The following is a 16,552-nucleotide window of genomic DNA, read 5'->3' as shown; positions in this document are numbered from 1 at the left end:
CTGCCCTCGCCCCGCCAGGGGTGGATCGCTTGGACTGCTATGAAACTGCGGAAGTGAAATTAGGTTTATCGCACCGCACCATTCAAGTGCGGTAATCGACTACGCGTGCGAATATCGCACTGAATGGGTAATACCATGGTTGTAGGCCGTTCGTTGCAGCCAGCAGATCCACGCCATGCGAGGATGAATCCCATGGGTGGATGAAATCTGTCGGATACCGAAATGAATCGGGGTCAGAGACCGTTGCGCAGCAACGGGATCCGACCCCTTGCCGGCCAGCGGCCGGCACTACCGCAGGTGCAGGGCTGCAAGCCCTGCAAAACACCCCTTACGAACTGCAGGACAGCATCGAGCAGCCCGCGCGGTGGTCCGCCCACGCCGGCCGCTTGCCGGCATAGTGCTCCAGCCCCGGGCGCTCGATGTACGGATCACGCAGCACCTCCTGCAACGCCTGCACACCGCCCATATCGCCCTGCCCGGCACGGTCGATCGCTTCCTGTGCCAGCCAGTTGCGCAGCACGTAGATCGGGTTGGCCGCGGCCATCTTCGCCAACCGTTGCTCCACCGTCAGCGGGTCGGCACGCAGTCGCACGGCGTAGTCCTGCAGCCACTGCTGCAGCGGCGCCTGCACCGCCTGCTGGCGTTCGGGGTCGTAGTACACCGCATCCAGCACGCGCACGTCCGGTGCCGCCGTATCCACGCGCATCAGCGCCCGCCAGGCGAGGGTCATGTCCATGCTTCCGTCCTGCAGCAGCTGCTGCCAGCGCAGGTAGAGCTGCAGGTCGTCATCGTCGGCGGCCGCCAGGCCCAGCTTGGCAGCGGCATCGCGGCGCGTACAGGCAACGAACGTGCTCTGGAATGCCGCCAGCCCCGCCTGCAGCGGCTGCACGTCCGCGAACAGCGGTGACAGTGCCTGCGCAAGCCGGTTGAGATTCCAGTACGCCACCTGCGGCTGCGTGCCGAAACGGTAACGACGGCCCTGCGCATCCGTGGTGTTGGGCGTCCAGTCCGGGTCGTAATCCTCCACCCAGCCGTAGGGACCGTAATCAATGGTCAGGCCAAACACCGACAGGTTGTCGGTATTCATCACCCCGTGCACGAAACCAACGCGCATCCAGTGCGCCATGAGCTCGGCGGTGCGCACCGCGATCTGCGCGAACCAGTCGCCATACAACGCTTCGCCCTCACCCTGCAGCTCAGGGAAGTCGCGGGCGATGCAGGCGTCGGCGAGCTGCTTCAGCAGCGCGGTCTCACCGCGCGACGCCGGCAGCTCGAAGGTGCCGAAGCGGATGAATGAGGGGGCGACGCGGCAGACAATGGCGCCCGGCTCGGCGCGCGGGTGACCGTCGTAGAACATGTCGCGCACGACGTCCTCACCCGTTCCGACCAGCGACAACGCGCGCGTGGTCGGCACGCCGAGATGATGCATCGCTTCGCTGCACAGGAACTCGCGGATGGACGACCGCAGCACAGCGCGGCCATCGGCGCCACGCGAATATGGGGTCGGGCCGGCGCCCTTCAGCTGCAGCTCCCAGTGACGTCCGTCAGCTGCCACCAGCTCACCCAGCGAAATGGCACGGCCATCGCCCAGCTGCCCGGCCCAGTGGCCGAACTGGTGGCCACCGTAGTTGGCTGCCCACGGCTGCATGCCCGCGTACAGCGCGTTGCCACCGAACACCTGCGCGAAGTCCTCGCCGGTCACATCAGCGGCATCGAAGCCGAGCAGCGCGGCAACCTCGGGCGACCAGGCCAGCAGGGTCGGCGCGGCCACCGGGGTCGGCATCACCGATGACCACGCGGCACCACGGACGTCGCGGCGGCGCGGCCCGCTCTCGGGGTCGCCCGGCAGGGCGGTCAGCAATCGGTTGTCGAAACGGGGGGCGGTCGTATCCATGCCTGCAGGATGGGGGCGACGGCGCCGCTCCTCAATCGCCGCGCAGCGCCTGCAGGGCGCCGCCCTGCGCCTCGGCGCGCTGGTAGGCCGGGCGCTGGGCGATGCGCGCGAGGAAGCCACGCAGGGCCGGCTTGTCGTCCAGGCCGCCGCCGCGCGCGGCCGCCGCCTGGATCGGGAAGCTCATCTGGATATCGGCCGCGCTGAAACGATCACCTGCGAACCAGGGGCTTTCGGCCAAGCGCCGTTCCATCCAGTCCAGGTGCAGGCGGCGCTGCGGGCCGATGAAACCGCGCTCAGCCTTGTCGGCGATGCTGCGGGCGATGGGCCGGGCGAAGAAGGGCATGGGCGCGCTGCGGATACGGCCGATCACCAGGGTCAACAGCAACGGCGGCATCGCCGAACCTTCGGCGTAGTGCAGCCAGTAGCGATAGTCGATGCGCTCGGCGGTCTCGGCCGGCAGTGGCGGCGGCGAGAGCTGACGATCGGTGTCGTAGCGGTCGGCCAGGTAGTCGAGGATGGCCCCGGACTCGGCCAGTACCAGATCCCCATCCTGCAGCACCGGCGACTTGCCGAGCGGATGGACCTGGCGCAGTTCGGCGGGTGCCAGCAGCGTCTTTGGATCACGCGGGTAGCGGCGCAGTTGGTAGTCCAGTCCCAGTTCTTCCAGCATCCACAACACGCGCAGTGAACGGGAGTTTTCCAGGTGGTGGACGATGCGCATGGGCGGGCTCCTGAGGGAAGCGCGCATGGTACCGCGAGCCGATGTATGGCTTTTGTAGAGTCGAGCTTGCTCGACTGCTTCTGCGGCAGTCGAGCAAGCTCGACTCTACGGAAGCAAAAAAAAACGCCGGAAGCTTTCGCTTCCGGCGTTCTGGCTACCCAAAGGCAGCAGACGGATTAGACCGCCTGCACCTGGTCAGCCTGCATACCCTTCTGGCCCTGGACGGCGATGAAGGTGACCTTCTGGCCTTCCTGCAGGGTCTTGAAGCCGGTGCCCTGGATCGCACGGAAGTGCACGAACAGGTCCGGGCCGCTTTCCGGGGTGATGAAGCCGAAGCCCTTGGCGTCGTTGAACCACTTGACGGTGCCGGTCTGACGATCAGACATTTGACTAACTCCTGAAACACATGTTGAAAAAATCGCAGCCACCGGGAATCGGGGCCGAGACTGAGTTGCAGGCGTTGGTAAAGCGGATCGATGAGCGGATCGTGAGATCAACTGCACCAGGCCACGATTCACGGTGACCCTAGCAAACACAGTGGGTCGAACGATACGCGTGTTTTCAGGAAAAAGCGATAGCCCCGACATTCAGCGGCATCCCCTGCCCGCCTAGGCGTGACAAGGGCTGGCAGCCGATCGAGGCTAAACCCGAGCCCCCATTCAGGTTTTTCCTACCCTACACTGGGCGGATGACTGAAGCTGAAACCCAAGCTGAACAGGGCCGCCCGCGTATTTGGGTCGATGCCGATGCCTGCCCCGTGGTGATTCGCGACATCCTGTTCCGTGCGGCCGAGCGGGTCGGCCTGGAGCTGACCCTGGTCGCCAACCAGTGGATCCGCACCCCGCCCTCGCGCTGGCTGCGGGCCATCCAGGTGCCGCAGGGCCTGGATGTGGCCGACAGTGCCATCGTCGAACGGGTGGCCGCGGGCGATCTGGTCGTCACCCAGGACATCCCGCTGGCTGCCCTGGTACTGGAAAAGAAGGCCGTCGCGCTCAACCCGCGCGGGCAGCTGTACACCGCCAACAACATGGCCGAGCGGCTGTCGATGCGCAATTTCATGGAAGAACTGCGCGGCGCCGGGGTCCAGACAGGCGGGCCGCCGCCGCTGGGCCCGCGCGACCGGCAGCTGTTCGCCGCCGAGCTGGACCGCTGGCTGGCGCGCATCAGGTCGCGCTGATCAGCGCCCGTCGGTCGGGGCATCCGGCCAGTGCAGTGAACGCTCGCTGCTGAACACCCGTCGTTCCCCGCTCAACGGGTCCTGGAACGCCAGGGCCCGCGCCAGCAACTGCAGGGGCGGCGCCCGCAGCGGCTCGGCCGGCGGCTGCAGCAGTTCGGGATACAGGTCGTCGCCCAGGATCGGAGCCCCCAGAGCGGCCATGTGCACGCGCAACTGGTGCTTGCGCCCGGTTTCCGGCCGCAGGCGGTAGTGCCAGATCGCCCCGTCGGCCGCGATCACCTCCATCCGGGTGCGCGCATTCGGCTCGCCCGGCACCTCCGCCATGCGGAAGAACGGTTCGCCGGCCACGATGCGGCTCTGCCGTTCCATCGGGAACCGCAGGCCCGGCAGGCCCGGCGCCAGCGCTTCATAGGTCTTGTCGATGCGACGCTCGCGGAACAGCCGCTGGTAGGCGTCTCGCGAATCGGGCCGCTGCGAGAACAGCACCAGCCCGGCGGTAAGCCGGTCGAGCCGGTGCAGGGGCACCAGGCCGGTGTTCCCGGTCTGGGCGACCAGGCGCGCCAGCAGGGTCTGGCGGACATAGCCGCCCGCGGGGGTCACCGGCAGGTGGTGCGGCTTGTCGGCCACCAGCAGATGGTCGTCCTGGTACAGGATGCGCTCGCTGAAGGGGATGTGCGGCTCGTCGCTGACCTCGCGGAAATAGACGATTTCCAGCCCGACCTGCCAGGGCTGGTCCGGTGCGAGCGCCCTGCCCTGCGCGTCCTGCACGCGGCCACGGGCGAACCGGTCCTGCCATTGGCCACGGTCGATGCGCGGAAAACGCGCGCACAGCCCATCCAGCAGGCACGCCCAATCGCCGGGGGGCAGCTGCAGGCGGCTGGGCAGGGTCATCGCATCCACTCCGGCGGCGGCAAAGAGAAAAAGAGAACCAGCGTGCCATCGTTGACGCCCGGCAGACACCCCGGCCACGGACACCCTTCCGGCAAACCTCTATCATTGTCCTCTTTAGTGCACGGATTCCCCATGGCCCTCACCGCCACCATCCGCAAGGCCGAGCTGCAGATCAGCGACATGGATCGCGGCTACTACGCGACCCACAACCTGACCCTGGCCCAGCATCCGTCGGAAACCGACGAGCGCCTGATGGTGCGCCTGCTCGCCTTCGCCCTCAACGCGGACGACCGCCTGGAGTTCGGCCGCGGCCTGAGCACCGACGACGAGCCTGACCTGTGGAACCACGATTACACCGGCGACATCCTGCAGTGGATCGACCTGGGCCACCCCGATGAATCGCGCATCCGCAAGGCCTGCAACCGCAGCCGCCAGGTGCAGGTGGTGAACTATGGCGGCAATGCCTCCGAGATCTGGTGGACCAAGCAGGGCAAGGGCCTGGGCCGCTTCGACAACCTGTCGGTGGTCGACCTCGATGGCGCCTTTGTAGAACAGTGGAGCCAGCAGATCCAGCGCGCCATGCGTTTCAGCGTGCTGATCCAGGATGGCGAAGTGCAGCTTCTCAACGATCAGATCCAGCTCGACATCATTCCGAACTGGCGCAAGCGCGCCAAGGCATGAGCACCCTCCGCTGCGACGTACTGGTCATCGGCGCCGGCGCGGCCGGGCTGATGACCGCGATCACCGCCGGCCAGCGCGGCCGCCATGTGCAGGTGATCGACCACGCCAACAAGGTCGGCAAGAAGATCCTGATGTCCGGTGGTGGCCGCTGCAACTTCACCAATACCGGGACGACTCCGGCCAACTTCGTGTCGGCCAACCCGCATTTCTGCAAGTCGGCATTGGCACGCTACACGCCATGGCACTTCATCGAGCTGGTGGAAAAGCACCGCATCGCGTATCACGAAAAGGAACTGGGGCAGCTGTTCTGCGATGTCTCCTCCAAACTGATCGTGAAGATGCTGGTGGACGAATGCCAGGCAGCGGGCGCGCAGATCCGCACGGACTGCAGCGTGCAGCGCATCGAACAGGGCAGCGATGGTTTCCGCGTGCACACCACGCAGGGACTGTTCCACTGTGCCTCGCTGGTGGTTGCGACCGGTGGACTGTCCATTCCCAGCATGGGCGCCACCGGCTTCGGCTATGAAGTGGCCCGCCAGTTCGGCCACCAGGTACTGCCGACCCGTGCCGGCCTGGTGCCGCTGACGCTCAGCGGGACGCACCAGGAACGCCTGGCCGACCTCAGTGGCGTCGCCCTGCCGATCGAGGCACGCTGCAATGGAAGGAGCTTCCAGAATTTCATGCTGCTGACCCACCGCGGCGTCAGCGGACCGGCCATCCTGCAGATCTCCTCGTTCTGGCAGCCCGGCAATGCGCTGGAACTGGACCTGCTGCCGGGCCAGGACGCGACCGAGTGGCTGCGGCAGATGAAGCGCGACCGGCCCGCCGCAGAGCTGCGCACCGTGCTGGCCGAGGTGCTGCCCAAGCGCCTGGCCCAGCGCCTGTGCGAACACTGGTTGCCGGACCGGCCGGTGCGGCAGCTGGACGAACCGGTGCTGCGCCAGGCCGGGCAGCTGCTGAATGCGTTCCCGCTGGTGGCCAGCGGCACCGAGGGCTACCGCACCGCCGAAGTCACCCTGGGCGGCGTGGATACCGCTGAAGTGTCCTCGGCCACGATGGAATCCAAGCGCGCGCCCGGCCTGCACTTCGTCGGCGAAGTGCTGGATGTGACCGGTTGGCTGGGGGGCTACAACTTCCAGTGGGCCTGGGCCAGCGGCCATGCCGCCGGCAGCGTGGTGTGAACCCCATCGCCGTTCCAGCCTCGCAAGGGGTGCGCGCATGGACGGGCCGTCGCGCATCGTGTATCTAGATTTGCAGATTGGGGAGCAGTGCATGCAGAACGCGAACGACATCACCATCCGGCTGCTGATCGTCGATGACAGCGGCGAGAACGCCGAAGCCATCGTCAGCACCCTGCGCAACAGCGGCATTGCCGTGCGCCCCTGGCGCCCGCAGGATTCGGCCGAGCTGTCGCAGGTGCTGGCAAGCCAGGCCATCGACCTGGTACTGGCCTCGCCCTCGCAGGGCATCCCGCTGCCGCTGGTGGCCCAGCACATTGCCGCCAGCGGGAAGGACATCCCGCTGGTGCTGCTGGCCGACCGCATCGACGAGGACGAACTGGTACAGGCCAGCAGCAACGGCGTTCGCGCCCTGGCCCTGCGCCAGCGCAACGAGCACCTGCTGGCGGTGGTACGCGACCAGTGGGTCGATCTGCAGGCGCGCCGCGGCCTGCGCCGCATCGAGGCGCAGATGCGCGAAACCGAGCGCCGCTGCGATGCGCTGATCGCCTCCTCGCGCGACCCCATCGCCTATGTCCACGAAGGCATGCACATCCGTGCCAATGATGCCTACCTGGAAATGTTCGGCTATGAGGACTTCGACGATATCGAAGGCATCTCGCTGCTGGACATGGTGGCTGCCCAGCACGTGGACAGCTTCAAGCAGTTGTTGAAGTCGCTCAGCCGCGGTGAAGCGCCGCCGCCGCAGTACCAGCTGGACGCACGCCACCAGGATGGCAGCGCGTTCCCGGCCACCATGGAATTCACGGCCGCCACCTACGAAGGCGAAGCCTGCCTGCAGGTGGTGTTCCGCCGCCGGCTGGAACTGGACACGGAGCTGGCGCGCGAAGTCGAGGATCTGCGCCAGCGCGACCAGGTCACCGGCCTGCTCAACCGCCCCACGTTCATGCTGCAGGTGGAAGACGCGGTGGCCCAGGCCGGCCGCAGCGAGGGCCAGTTCGGCCTGCTGCTGGTCGAACCGGACCACTACGCGCGCCTGATTCCCGATATCGGACTGGCCTCGGCCGACACCCTCATCGGCGCCATGGCCGCGCTGCTGGCCGAGGTGGTGGGAGAAGACGCACAGATGGCCCGCTTCGGCGAACACAGCTTCGCCCTGCTGCAGGCAGGCGCCTACGCACAGACGGTTGCCTTGGCCGAACGCATCCGCGAAGCGTTCGCTGCGCACGTGTTCACCATCGGCGCGCGCTCGGCCACGGTCACCGTCAGCCTGGGTGGCGTGCAGGTGGGCGAAAAGATCGCCAGCATCGGCCAGGTTCTTGCGCGCGCCAGCGAGTGCGCGCAGGCGGCGGCCGCGTTGGGCAACACCTCCCGCATCTTCGACCCGGCCGCCGTCGACCGCATCGAGGAAGAGCGCGTGCAGCGCTGGGTGGCGCGTATCCGCGAGGCACTGGCGGGCGATGGCTTCCAGCTGCACTACCAGCCGGTGCTGAACCTGCAGGGCGAACCGCTGGAGCTGTACGAAGCGTACCTGCGCCTGGAACACAATGGCGAGCTGCTCAGCCCGACCGCGTTCCTTGGCATCGCCGAGGAACATGGCCTGCTCGGCGACATCAACCGCTGGGTGGTTTCGCAGGCCATCAGCGTGCTGGGCGCACGTTCGCGCATCGGCCATGACACCCAGATCCTGGTCAAGGTCACCCCCGAATCCTTCGACGACCCGAAGATGATCGCCACCCTGCGCCAGCAGCTGCAGGCACAGGGCGTGCCTGGTGAACGGCTGTGGCTGCATGCACCGGAGGCCAAGGTGTTCACCCACCTGCGCGCGGCCCAGCAGTTCCTCGCCGACGTGGCCCCGCTGGGCTGCCGGATCGGCCTGGAGCAGTTTGGTTCCGGGCTGGATTCGTTCCAGCTGCTGGCCCACTTCGAGCCGCAGTTCCTCAAGCTCGATCGCGGCTTCACCAGCGATCTGGGCGCCACGCGCGAGAACATCGACCGCATCAGCCAGATCACCGCAAGGGCACAGGAAGCCGGCATCCGCACCATGGCCGAGTTCGTCAGCGATGCCAACTCGATGACCCTGCTGTTCAGTGCCGGCGTGGACTATGTCCAGGGCGATTTCGTCGGCCCGGCGCTGCCATCGATGAACTTCGATTTCGGCTGAACCCCGCACTGCCAGCCAGCGGCCGGCACTACCGTGGGGCTGGCCTGGTAGTGCCGGCCGCTGGCCGGCAACCCCGCATCCCGGTAGTGCCGGCCGCTGGCCGGCACCACCGCTGGGCTATCAGGTCAGATCGACCAGATTGTCGATCTTCACGTCCGGGTTGACGTCGGCCTCATAGTCCACGCCATCCACTCCGAAACCGAACAGGCGCAGGAAGTCGGCCTTGTAACCAGCCAGGTCGCTGATCTCGTACAGGTTCTCGTTGGTCACCTGCGGCCACAGCTCGAGCACCTTGCCCTGCACCTCCGGGGCCATTTCCTTGTAATCCGCGCGCAGGCGGCCTTCCTCATCCACCAGCGCGACGGTACGCCCCTGGCCATCGACCAGCTCATGGCGCAGGCGGTCCACAGCCACGCCTTCGGCCTTGCCGCCGTAGAGGATGTCGTACAGCACGTCGAGCTGTTCGATGCAGCCTTCGTGGGTGCCCTGCGCCTTCATCACCTTGAACAGCAGCGACAGGTACAGCGGCATGGTCGGGATGGCCGAGCTGGCCTGGGTGACCACGGCCTTCAGCACCGACACGCGTGCGTCGCCGCCGATCTTCGCCAGCGACGCGCGCAGGCCCAGCACCTTGTCGTCGAGATCCTTCTTGGCCGCGCCAATCGAACCGTTCCAGTAGATGGCCTGGGTGATCTCTTCGCCCACGTAGGTGAAGGCGGTGGTGGTGCAGCCATTGGCCAGCACGCCGGCCTCGGACAGCGCATCGATCCACATCTGCCAGTCCTCACCGCCCATCACCGCCACGGTGCCGGCGATCTCTTCGGCCGTGGCCGGCTGCAGGTGCGTCTCGGTCAGCACTTCCTTGTCGGTATCCAGGCCACGCAGCGTGATCGGTTCGCCGATCGGCTTCAGCGTGGAGCTGATGATCTCGCCGGTCTTGGGGTGCTTGCGGCGCGGCGCGGCCAGGCTGTAGACCACTTGGTCGACCTGGCCGAGGTCGGCCTTGATCATCTCGATGGCCCTGGCCTTCACTTCGTCGGAGAAGGCATCGCCGTTGATGCTCTTGGCATACAGGCCCGCTTCGTCGGCGTACTTGTGGAAGGCGGCGGAGTTGTACCAGCCCGCGGTGCCCGGCTTGGTCTCGCTGCCCGGGCGCTCGAAGAAGATGCCCAAGGTGGCGGCACCGCTGCCGAAGGCGGCGGTGATGCGCGCCGCCAGGCCGTAGCCGGTGGAGGCGCCGATGACCAGTACACGCTTGGGGCCGTTCTGGATGGGCGGGCGCGCGCGGATGTAGTCGATCTGCTGCTTGACCGCGGCTTCGCAGCCGGTCGGGTGGGTGGTGACGCAGATGAAGCCGCGGACGCGCGGTTTGATGACCATGGAAACCTCAGGTTGGCAGATGCGGCGCGCGGGGCGCTCAGCAGGAATACGGGCGGGCGCGTACGCGCGCGAACCGCAGGATCGTAGTGCGCGGGGGAAGATTGCACAACCGACGCTGGCGTAGGGTGGGGGTTTCTTTTTGCAGGGCTTGCAGCCCTGCACCTGCTGGAAGCCAGGGCAACGTCAACGTGAAATGCGGGCATTCCGGGGGATGGCGGGGTGGGTCCGGTTGAGGGGGACGCCGTGAACCCGTCCATGGGGGCTTGGTCGCGCCATCCATGGCGCTCACACCCCCTCAACCGGACCCACCCCGCCTTCGACAGTTCTCCGCGATCTGTCGGAACGGCGTTCTGCTCTGGTGGGTGCCGACCGTTGGTCGGCACTGGATCGGATATCGATATCTGACGGATGTGCCGACCAACGGTCGGCACCTACCAACAGCCGCGCGACACAGTAGATCCACGCCATGCGTGGATGAATTCATTCGATATCTGACGGATGTGCCGACCAACGGTCGGCACCTACCAACAGCCGCGCGGAACCGGTCTGGGGCAAAGCCCCCTGAGTCAGGGGGCGGCCGCGAAGCGGCGGGGGTCTGGGAGCTGGTAAGTGGGGCCCACGGTTCGCGCAGCGAAGCGTGGGAGCGACAGCGCGCATGCGATGACGCGCACCAGGGCTGCAAGCCCTGCAAACAAAAAACCCCGCTTGCGCGGGGTTCTCTGTGTGCTGGGTGCAGCGCTCGCTTACGGGCGACGGGCCAAGGCCTCGACGTCCTTTGCCTTGGGCAGCAGATCCTGCTTGCTTACCCGCAGCGCGCCGATGGTCAGCATCGGGACGGCCACCAGGATCGAGGACAGCACCACGATCACCGCACCTATCATGTGCGTTTCGGCCAGGCCTTCCATCGAGCTGCCGCCGTACAGGTACAGCGCCAGCGCCGACAGGAAGAACATCACCGCGGTGATCACCGTACGCGACAGCGTCTGGTTGATCGAACGGTTCAGCACTTCCATCGGCTCGGCACGCAGGCTGCGGAAGTTCTCACGCACGCGGTCGAACACCACGATGATGTCGTTGATCGCAAAGCCCATCACCGACAGCAGGCCGGCCAGTACGTTCAGATCGAACTCGCGGCCCAGCAGGGACACGTAGGCCACCGTCACCAGCAGGTCGAACAGCGCCACGATGCTGGCGGTGACCGCGAACTTCCACTCGAAGCGCACCGCGATGTAGATCAGGAAGCCAGCCAGCATGAAGATGGTGGCGTACAGGCCGTTCTTGGCCAGGTCCTTGCCGATCTGCGGGCCGACGAACTCGTTGCGCAGGATGGTGACCGGGTTGTCGGTGCTGTTGATAGCCTTGACCACCGCTGCGGCGGTGGCCTTGTCCTCGGCAGCGGCATCGCCGGTACCGGGGGCATGCTCGCCGTGCGGCGACAGGCGGATCAGCAGATCGGTGTTGCCACCGTAGCTCTGCACCTGGGCGCCCTCGAAGCCATTGCTCTCCAGCTTCTCGCGGACCTGCTCGACGTCCACCTGGCGGTCGAAGCGGGCTTCGATCAGGGTGCCGCCGGTGAAATCCAGCGCGAAGGTGAAGCCCTTCACACCGATGATGGCCACCGAAGCGATGAACACCGCGATCGTGACTGCCATGGCGACATGGCGCCAACGCATGAAGTCGATCTTGGTGTCGTTCGGGAGGATATGCAGCGGAAACAGTTTCATTGTGCGTGTCGTCCCGTCAGATGGCCACGTTCTGGAGCTTCTTGCGACGGCCGTAGATCAGCGTCGCCAGAGCGCGCGACACGGTGATCGCGGTGAACATGGAAGCGAAAATACCGATGATCATGGTCAGGGCGAAGCCCTTCAGCGGGCCCGTGCCGAAGGCAAACAGTGCCACGCCGACGATCAGGCCGGTCAGGTTGGCGTCGAGGATGGTGCCCGAAGCGCGGTCGTAACCGGTCACGATGGCGGTCTTGCCCGGCACGCCGGCACGCAGCTCTTCGCGGATACGCTCGTTGATCAGCACGTTGGCGTCCACCGACAGGCCGACCGACAACGCCAGGCCGGCGAAGCCCGGCAGGGTCATGGTGGCACCGAACAGCGACATCACCGACACCACGATCAGCAGGTTGAACAGCATGGCGATCGAGGTGATCACACCGAACATGCGGTAGTAGATACTGAAGAACACCAGGGTGAACAGGAACGCGTAGACCACGGCGGTGATACCGTTCTTGACGTTCTCCGCACCCAGGCTCGGGCCGACCACGCGCTCTTCCACGAAGTCCATCGGCGCGGCCAGCGAGCCCGACTTCAGCAGCTTGGCCAGATCCTCGGCTTCGGTCTTCTGCAGACCGGTGGTCTGGAAGTTCTTGCCGAACGCACTGTTGATGTTGGCCACCGAGATCACTTCCTCGTTGACCTTGAAGCCACGCACTTCCTGGCCGTCGACCACGGTCACGGTCGGCACGCGCTCGGTGTACACCACGGCCATCGGCTTGTTCACGTTGGCGCTGGTGAAGTCGAACATGCGCTGGCCGCCGACATTGTTAAGCGTCACGCTGACCGCCGGGGAACCGCTGTTGGCATCGGTCACCGCCTGCGCGCCGACCATCTGGTCGCCGGTGACGATCACACGCTTGTTCAGCAGGATCGGACCGCGGCCATCACGCTGCTGGTAGACCTTGGCTTCCGGCGGAATGCGGCCGGAGGCGATCGCGTCCTGCGCATTGCCTTCCACCACCGCACGGTATTCCAGGGTGGCGGTGGCGCCGATCATGCGCTTGGCTTCGGCGGTGTCCTGCACGCCCGGCAGCTGCACGACCACGCGGTCGGCACCCTGGCGCTGGATGATCGGCTCGGCCACGCCGAGCTGGTTCACGCGGTTGCGCAGGGTGTTGATGTTCTGCTCGATGGCGCCGTTGGCGATCTCCGAAATCTCGGTGTCCGGAATGGTCACCGTGATGCGGCTGCCATTGACGTCATAACCCAGCGTCGGCTGCGACTTGACCAGCGCCGCGCGGGCGGTGGCGGCGGCACCCTCACCGGCCGACGGGCTCAGGTTGGCCACGATGGTGTTGTCGGCACGACGTTCGACCGACTGGTACGCGATGCGCGCGTCACGCAGGGTGCTGCGCACGTCTTCGGTATAGGCGTCCAGGCGCTTGTCCAGCGCGGCCTTCTGGTCGACCTGCAGCACGAAGTGCACGCCGCCCTGCAGATCCAGGCCCAGCACCATCGGGCGACCGCCCAGCTTGGCCAGCCAGTCCGGCACGGTCGAAGCCAGGTTCAGGGCCACCGTGTAGTTCTCACCGACCGTGTCACGCAGCGCATCGCTGGCCGCGGACTGGGCCTTCAGGTCCGGCAGGCGGACGATCAGGCTCTCCCCTTCCTTCTCGGCGCCGATCGGGCTGATGCCGGCCTTCTTCAGGTCAGCCAGCACACGGTCACGCAGCGCGTCGTCGACCGTTCCGCCTCGGTTGGCGGTGATCTGGACGGCCGGGTCCTTCTGGTAGATGTTGGGCAGCGCGTACAGGGTACTGAGCGCCAGTACGATCAGGATGACGACGTACTTCCAGCGTGGAAATTCGAGCATTGCTTGGGTCCCGCGCGGCGCCATCCCCGGCGCCGCGGTTGTGCATCGGAAAGGGAGTGGCTTACTGGGCCGACTTCAGGGTACCGGCCGGCAGCACGTTGCCGACAGCGCCCTTCTGCACGCGGATGCGCACGTTGTCAGCCACTTCGATGGTGATGAAGTTGTCGCCGATGTCGGTGACCACGCCGGCGATGCCGCCGTTGGTCAGCATTTCGTCGCCACGCTTGATCTTCTCCAGCATGGCCTTGTGTTCCTTCTGCCGCTTCATCTGCGGGCGGATCATCAGGAAGTACATGATGGCGATCAGGATGATCGGGAACAGCAGCGTGGTCAGGCCCATGCCCTGCGGTTGGCCGCCGGCGGCCTGGGCGTGGGCGGCGGGAATCAGGAAGGCAAGCAGGTTCATCGTTGGTCCTTTGGTTGGGCGGCGCTCCCGCTCGTAACGGGCGGGGGTGTCGACCGCGGATCTGGGTCAGCCTTGAAGTATGCCACGGCCCCGGACGTTCGTCCTTGGGCCGTTCGGCAGGGGTGCTGCAGGAATTACAGGGGCGGCGCAACCGCCCCGCGTGCCGCGTAGAAAGACTCGCGGAAGGCCAGGAAGGTTCCCGCCTCGATGGCCGCGCGGATGTCGGCCATCAGTTTTTCGTAATAGAAGAGGTTGTGCAGGGTGCCCAGCATGGGCGCCAGCATCTCGTTGCAGCGGTCCAGGTGGCGCAGGTAGGAGCGGGTGTAGCCCCCGGTGCAGGCCACGCAGCCGCAGCCCGGCTCGATCGGGTCCATATCGCGCGCATACTGCGAGTTACGGATGCGTACGGTACCGAACGAGGTGAAATAGTGGCCGTTGCGGGCATTGCGGGTAGGCATCACGCAATCGAACATGTCCACGCCACGGGCGACACCCTCGACCAGGTCCTCCGGCCGACCCACGCCCATCAGGTAGCGGGGGCGGTCGCCCGGCAGCTCCGGGTCCAGGTGGTCGAGCATGGCGTTGCGCTCGTGCTCCGGCTCGCCCACGGCCAGGCCGCCGATGGCATAGCCATCGAAGCCGATGGCCTGCAGGGCCTCGGCCGAACGGCTGCGCAGGTCGGTGTGAACGCCGCCCTGGACGATGCCGAACAGCGCGGCGTCATTGCCCAGCTCGTCATGCGCGTTGCGGCTGCGCTGCGCCCAGCGCAGGCTCAGCTCCATCGAACGACGGGCGACCTCTTCAGTGGCCGGGTACGGGGTGCACTCGTCGAAGATCATCACCACGTCCGAATCGAGCACCTTCTGGATGTTCATGCTCTCCTCCGGGCCCAGGAAGACGCGGGCGCCATCGGTGGGCGAGGCGAAGGTCACACCCTGCTCGGTGATCTTGCGGCGATGGGCCAGCGAGAAGACCTGGAAACCGCCGGAATCGGTGAGGATCGGGCCGTCCCACTGGCAGAAGCCATGCAGGCCGCCATGGTCGGCGATGATGTCCAGGCCCGGCCGCAGGTACAGATGGAAGGTGTTGCCGAGGATGATCTCGGCGCCCAGCGCACGCACCTGGTCCGGCAGGATGCCCTTGACCGAGCCATAGGTCCCCACCGGCATGAAGGCCGGCGTTTCCACCGTGCCACGCGGGAAGGTCAGGCGGCCACGACGGGCACGGCCGTCGCGGGTCTGGAGCTGGAACTGCAATCGGGACATGGAGCGGTCGTTCAGGCAAATAGTCGCCTATTGTCTCCCAAAACCGTCCTTCCTGCTCCGGCGTGCGCACCAACGGTGCGCACCCACCACCCGCAGGCAGAGGTCAGACCGCCTGCGGGAACAGCAGCATCGCGTCGCCGTAGCTGAAGAAGCGGTAGCGCTGCTCGATGGCGTGCTGGTAGGCCTGGAACACGCGATCCTTGCCGGCAAAGGCCGAAATCATCATCAGCAGCGTGCTTTCCGGCAGGTGGAAGTTGGTCACCATCGCGTCCACGCTGCGGATGCGGTAACCGGGGGTGATGAAGATCTGCGTCTCGCCGGCAAACGGCAGCAGCTCGCCATCGCGCATCGCGCTTTCCAGCGCGCGCACCACGGTCGTGCCCACGCCGATCACACGGCCGCCGGCTTCACGGGTACGCCGTACCTGCTGGACCAGCTCGGCACCCACGTTCAGCCACTCGCGGTGCATCACGTGGTCCTTCAGGTCATCGGCGCGCACCGGCTGGAAGGTGCCCGCACCGACGTGCAGGGTGACGTGGCCGAACTCCACGCCCTTGGCCTTCAGCGCCGCCAGCAGCGGTTCGTCGAAGTGCAGGCCGGCCGTCGGCGCGGCCACCGCGCCCACTTCACGGGCGAACACGGTCTGGTAGCGCTCGCGATCGTCCAGGCCCGGCTCGCGCTGGATGTACGGCGGCAGCGGCAGGCGGCCGGCGTGCAGCAGCCACTGCTCCAGCGATTCGGGCACGTGGAACTGCAGTACATAGAACTCGCCATCGCGGCCCAGCACTTCAGCCTCGCCGCCGGCATCCAGGGCGATGCGGCTGCCGGCCTTGGGCGACTTGCTGGCACCCACCTGGGCACGCGCCTGCTGGCCGCCCAGCAGCCGCTCGATCAGGATTTCCACGCGGCCGCCGCTGGCCTTCTGCCCGAACAGGCGCGCCGGGATCACCCGGGTGTCGTTGAACACCATCAAGTCGCCCGGCTGCAGCAGCGATGGCAGGTCGCGCACCTGCACGTCGGTGAAGGCGGCCGGTGCCGGCGGCACCAGCATCAGACGGCTGGCCGAACGCTTGGCCAGGGGGGCCTGGGCAATCAGTTCGGCCGGCAGGTCGTAGTGGAAATCGGACTTCTTCAAGGCAGTGATCGGCAACAGGTCGACATTGGCGCGCATTGTACGTCCAGCGCCTGCGAGCCGGCG

General features: G+C 66.5%; 14 protein-coding genes. 4 read left to right on the top strand and 10 right to left on the bottom strand.

The genetic code is table 11. The features are described from left to right. Positions 1–328 precede the first annotated feature (328 nt). The 3 genes from C1924_RS08295 to C1924_RS08285 form a co-directional block, all read right to left on the bottom strand. Positions 329–1,894, bottom strand: coding sequence for a YdiU family protein (locus tag C1924_RS08295; RefSeq protein ID WP_108764860.1), 1,566 nt, complete (start codon positions 1,892–1,894; stop codon positions 329–331). A gap of 31 nt (positions 1,895–1,925) precedes the next feature. Then, positions 1,926–2,615, bottom strand: coding sequence for a glutathione S-transferase (locus tag C1924_RS08290; RefSeq protein WP_108764859.1), 690 nt, complete (start codon positions 2,613–2,615; stop codon positions 1,926–1,928). 176 nt (positions 2,616–2,791) lie between these two features. Next, positions 2,792–3,001 carry a cold-shock protein gene (locus C1924_RS08285; protein ID WP_004153307.1) on the bottom strand — a complete coding sequence of 70 codons (210 nt, stop codon included), beginning with the start codon at positions 2,999–3,001 and terminating at the stop codon, positions 2,792–2,794. 302 nt (positions 3,002–3,303) lie between these two features. Here C1924_RS08285 and C1924_RS08280 point away from each other — a divergent pair, with 302 nt between their 5' ends. Next, entirely contained in the window at positions 3,304–3,792 is a 489-nt protein-coding gene (locus C1924_RS08280) for a YaiI/YqxD family protein (RefSeq protein ID WP_108764858.1), read from the top strand. On the opposite strand, the gene C1924_RS08275 is transcribed toward C1924_RS08280, so the two are convergent. Further along, positions 3,793–4,683: a pseudouridine synthase gene (locus C1924_RS08275; protein ID WP_108764857.1), complete on the bottom strand. Its 891-nt coding sequence runs from the start codon at positions 4,681–4,683 to the stop codon at positions 3,793–3,795. A 132-nt stretch (positions 4,684–4,815) separates the two neighbouring features. On the opposite strand from C1924_RS08275, the gene C1924_RS08270 reads away from it, so the two are divergent. The 3 genes from C1924_RS08270 to C1924_RS08260 all read left to right on the top strand — a co-directional run bounded on the left by C1924_RS08270 (position 4,816) and on the right by C1924_RS08260 (position 8,706). After that, positions 4,816–5,364, top strand: a complete 549-nt coding sequence (locus C1924_RS08270; protein ID WP_108764856.1) for a YaeQ family protein — start codon at positions 4,816–4,818, stop codon at positions 5,362–5,364. Continuing rightward, entirely contained in the window at positions 5,361–6,545 is a 1,185-nt protein-coding gene (locus tag C1924_RS08265; protein WP_108764855.1) for an NAD(P)/FAD-dependent oxidoreductase, read from the top strand. Before C1924_RS08270 ends, C1924_RS08265 begins: the two co-directional genes overlap by 4 nt. Before the next feature lie 91 nt (positions 6,546–6,636). After that, positions 6,637–8,706 (top strand): EAL domain-containing protein, encoded by a 2,070-nt coding sequence (locus C1924_RS08260; RefSeq protein ID WP_108764854.1) that lies wholly within the window; start codon positions 6,637–6,639, stop codon positions 8,704–8,706. Positions 8,707–8,826: 120 nt separating this feature from the next. Here the strand turns inward: C1924_RS08260 and fabV are convergent, their stop codons facing one another. From fabV to queA, 6 genes are all read right to left on the bottom strand, one after another. Further along, positions 8,827–10,086, bottom strand: coding sequence for an enoyl-ACP reductase FabV (fabV, locus tag C1924_RS08255; RefSeq protein WP_108764853.1), 1,260 nt, complete (start codon positions 10,084–10,086; stop codon positions 8,827–8,829). 743 nt (positions 10,087–10,829) lie between these two features. Further along, complete coding sequence (gene secF / locus C1924_RS08250) at positions 10,830–11,810, bottom strand: protein translocase subunit SecF (RefSeq protein ID WP_108764852.1); 981 nt, start codon at positions 11,808–11,810, stop codon at positions 10,830–10,832. Positions 11,811–11,826: 16 nt separating this feature from the next. Then, positions 11,827–13,683: a protein translocase subunit SecD gene (gene secD, locus C1924_RS08245; RefSeq protein ID WP_174208950.1), complete on the bottom strand. Its 1,857-nt coding sequence runs from the start codon at positions 13,681–13,683 to the stop codon at positions 11,827–11,829. Positions 13,684–13,744: 61 nt separating this feature from the next. Then, a complete protein-coding gene (gene yajC, locus C1924_RS08240) occupies positions 13,745–14,089 on the bottom strand; it encodes a preprotein translocase subunit YajC (RefSeq protein ID WP_108764850.1) in 345 nt (114 codons plus the stop codon). Positions 14,090–14,223: 134 nt separating this feature from the next. Continuing rightward, positions 14,224–15,354: a tRNA guanosine(34) transglycosylase Tgt gene (gene tgt / locus C1924_RS08235; protein WP_108764849.1), complete on the bottom strand. Its 1,131-nt coding sequence runs from the start codon at positions 15,352–15,354 to the stop codon at positions 14,224–14,226. Between the two features lie 103 nt (positions 15,355–15,457). After that, a complete protein-coding gene (gene queA / locus C1924_RS08230; RefSeq protein ID WP_108767003.1) occupies positions 15,458–16,489 on the bottom strand; it encodes a tRNA preQ1(34) S-adenosylmethionine ribosyltransferase-isomerase QueA in 1,032 nt (343 codons plus the stop codon). Between the last annotated feature and the right edge of the window lie 63 nt (positions 16,490–16,552).

Origin of the sequence: Stenotrophomonas sp. ESTM1D_MKCIP4_1 (assembly GCF_003086895.1) — a bacterium.
In the GTDB taxonomy this organism is placed as follows: Bacteria; Pseudomonadota; Gammaproteobacteria; order Xanthomonadales; family Xanthomonadaceae; genus Stenotrophomonas.
This window is presented reverse-complemented; position numbering and strand designations above follow the sequence as displayed.

Excerpts from the sequence above, each read along its gene's own strand:
- C1924_RS08295 (WP_108764860.1), bottom strand. The coding sequence starts at position 1,894 with ATGGATACGACCGCCCCCCGTTTCGACAACCGATTGCTGACCGCCCTG.
- C1924_RS08290 (WP_108764859.1), bottom strand. The coding sequence starts at position 2,615 with ATGCGCATCGTCCACCACCTGGAAAACTCCCGTTCACTGCGCGTGTTG.
- C1924_RS08285 (WP_004153307.1), bottom strand. The coding sequence starts at position 3,001 with ATGTCTGATCGTCAGACCGGCACCGTCAAGTGGTTCAACGACGCCAAG.
- C1924_RS08280 (WP_108764858.1), top strand. The coding sequence starts at position 3,304 with ATGACTGAAGCTGAAACCCAAGCTGAACAGGGCCGCCCGCGTATTTGG.
- C1924_RS08275 (WP_108764857.1), bottom strand. The coding sequence starts at position 4,683 with ATGACCCTGCCCAGCCGCCTGCAGCTGCCCCCCGGCGATTGGGCGTGC.
- C1924_RS08270 (WP_108764856.1), top strand. The coding sequence starts at position 4,816 with ATGGCCCTCACCGCCACCATCCGCAAGGCCGAGCTGCAGATCAGCGAC.
- C1924_RS08265 (WP_108764855.1), top strand. The coding sequence starts at position 5,361 with ATGAGCACCCTCCGCTGCGACGTACTGGTCATCGGCGCCGGCGCGGCC.
- C1924_RS08260 (WP_108764854.1), top strand. The coding sequence starts at position 6,637 with ATGCAGAACGCGAACGACATCACCATCCGGCTGCTGATCGTCGATGAC.
- fabV (WP_108764853.1), bottom strand. The coding sequence starts at position 10,086 with ATGGTCATCAAACCGCGCGTCCGCGGCTTCATCTGCGTCACCACCCAC.
- secF (WP_108764852.1), bottom strand. The coding sequence starts at position 11,810 with ATGAAACTGTTTCCGCTGCATATCCTCCCGAACGACACCAAGATCGAC.
- secD (WP_174208950.1), bottom strand. The coding sequence starts at position 13,683 with ATGCTCGAATTTCCACGCTGGAAGTACGTCGTCATCCTGATCGTACTG.
- yajC (WP_108764850.1), bottom strand. The coding sequence starts at position 14,089 with ATGAACCTGCTTGCCTTCCTGATTCCCGCCGCCCACGCCCAGGCCGCC.
- tgt (WP_108764849.1), bottom strand. The coding sequence starts at position 15,354 with ATGTCCCGATTGCAGTTCCAGCTCCAGACCCGCGACGGCCGTGCCCGT.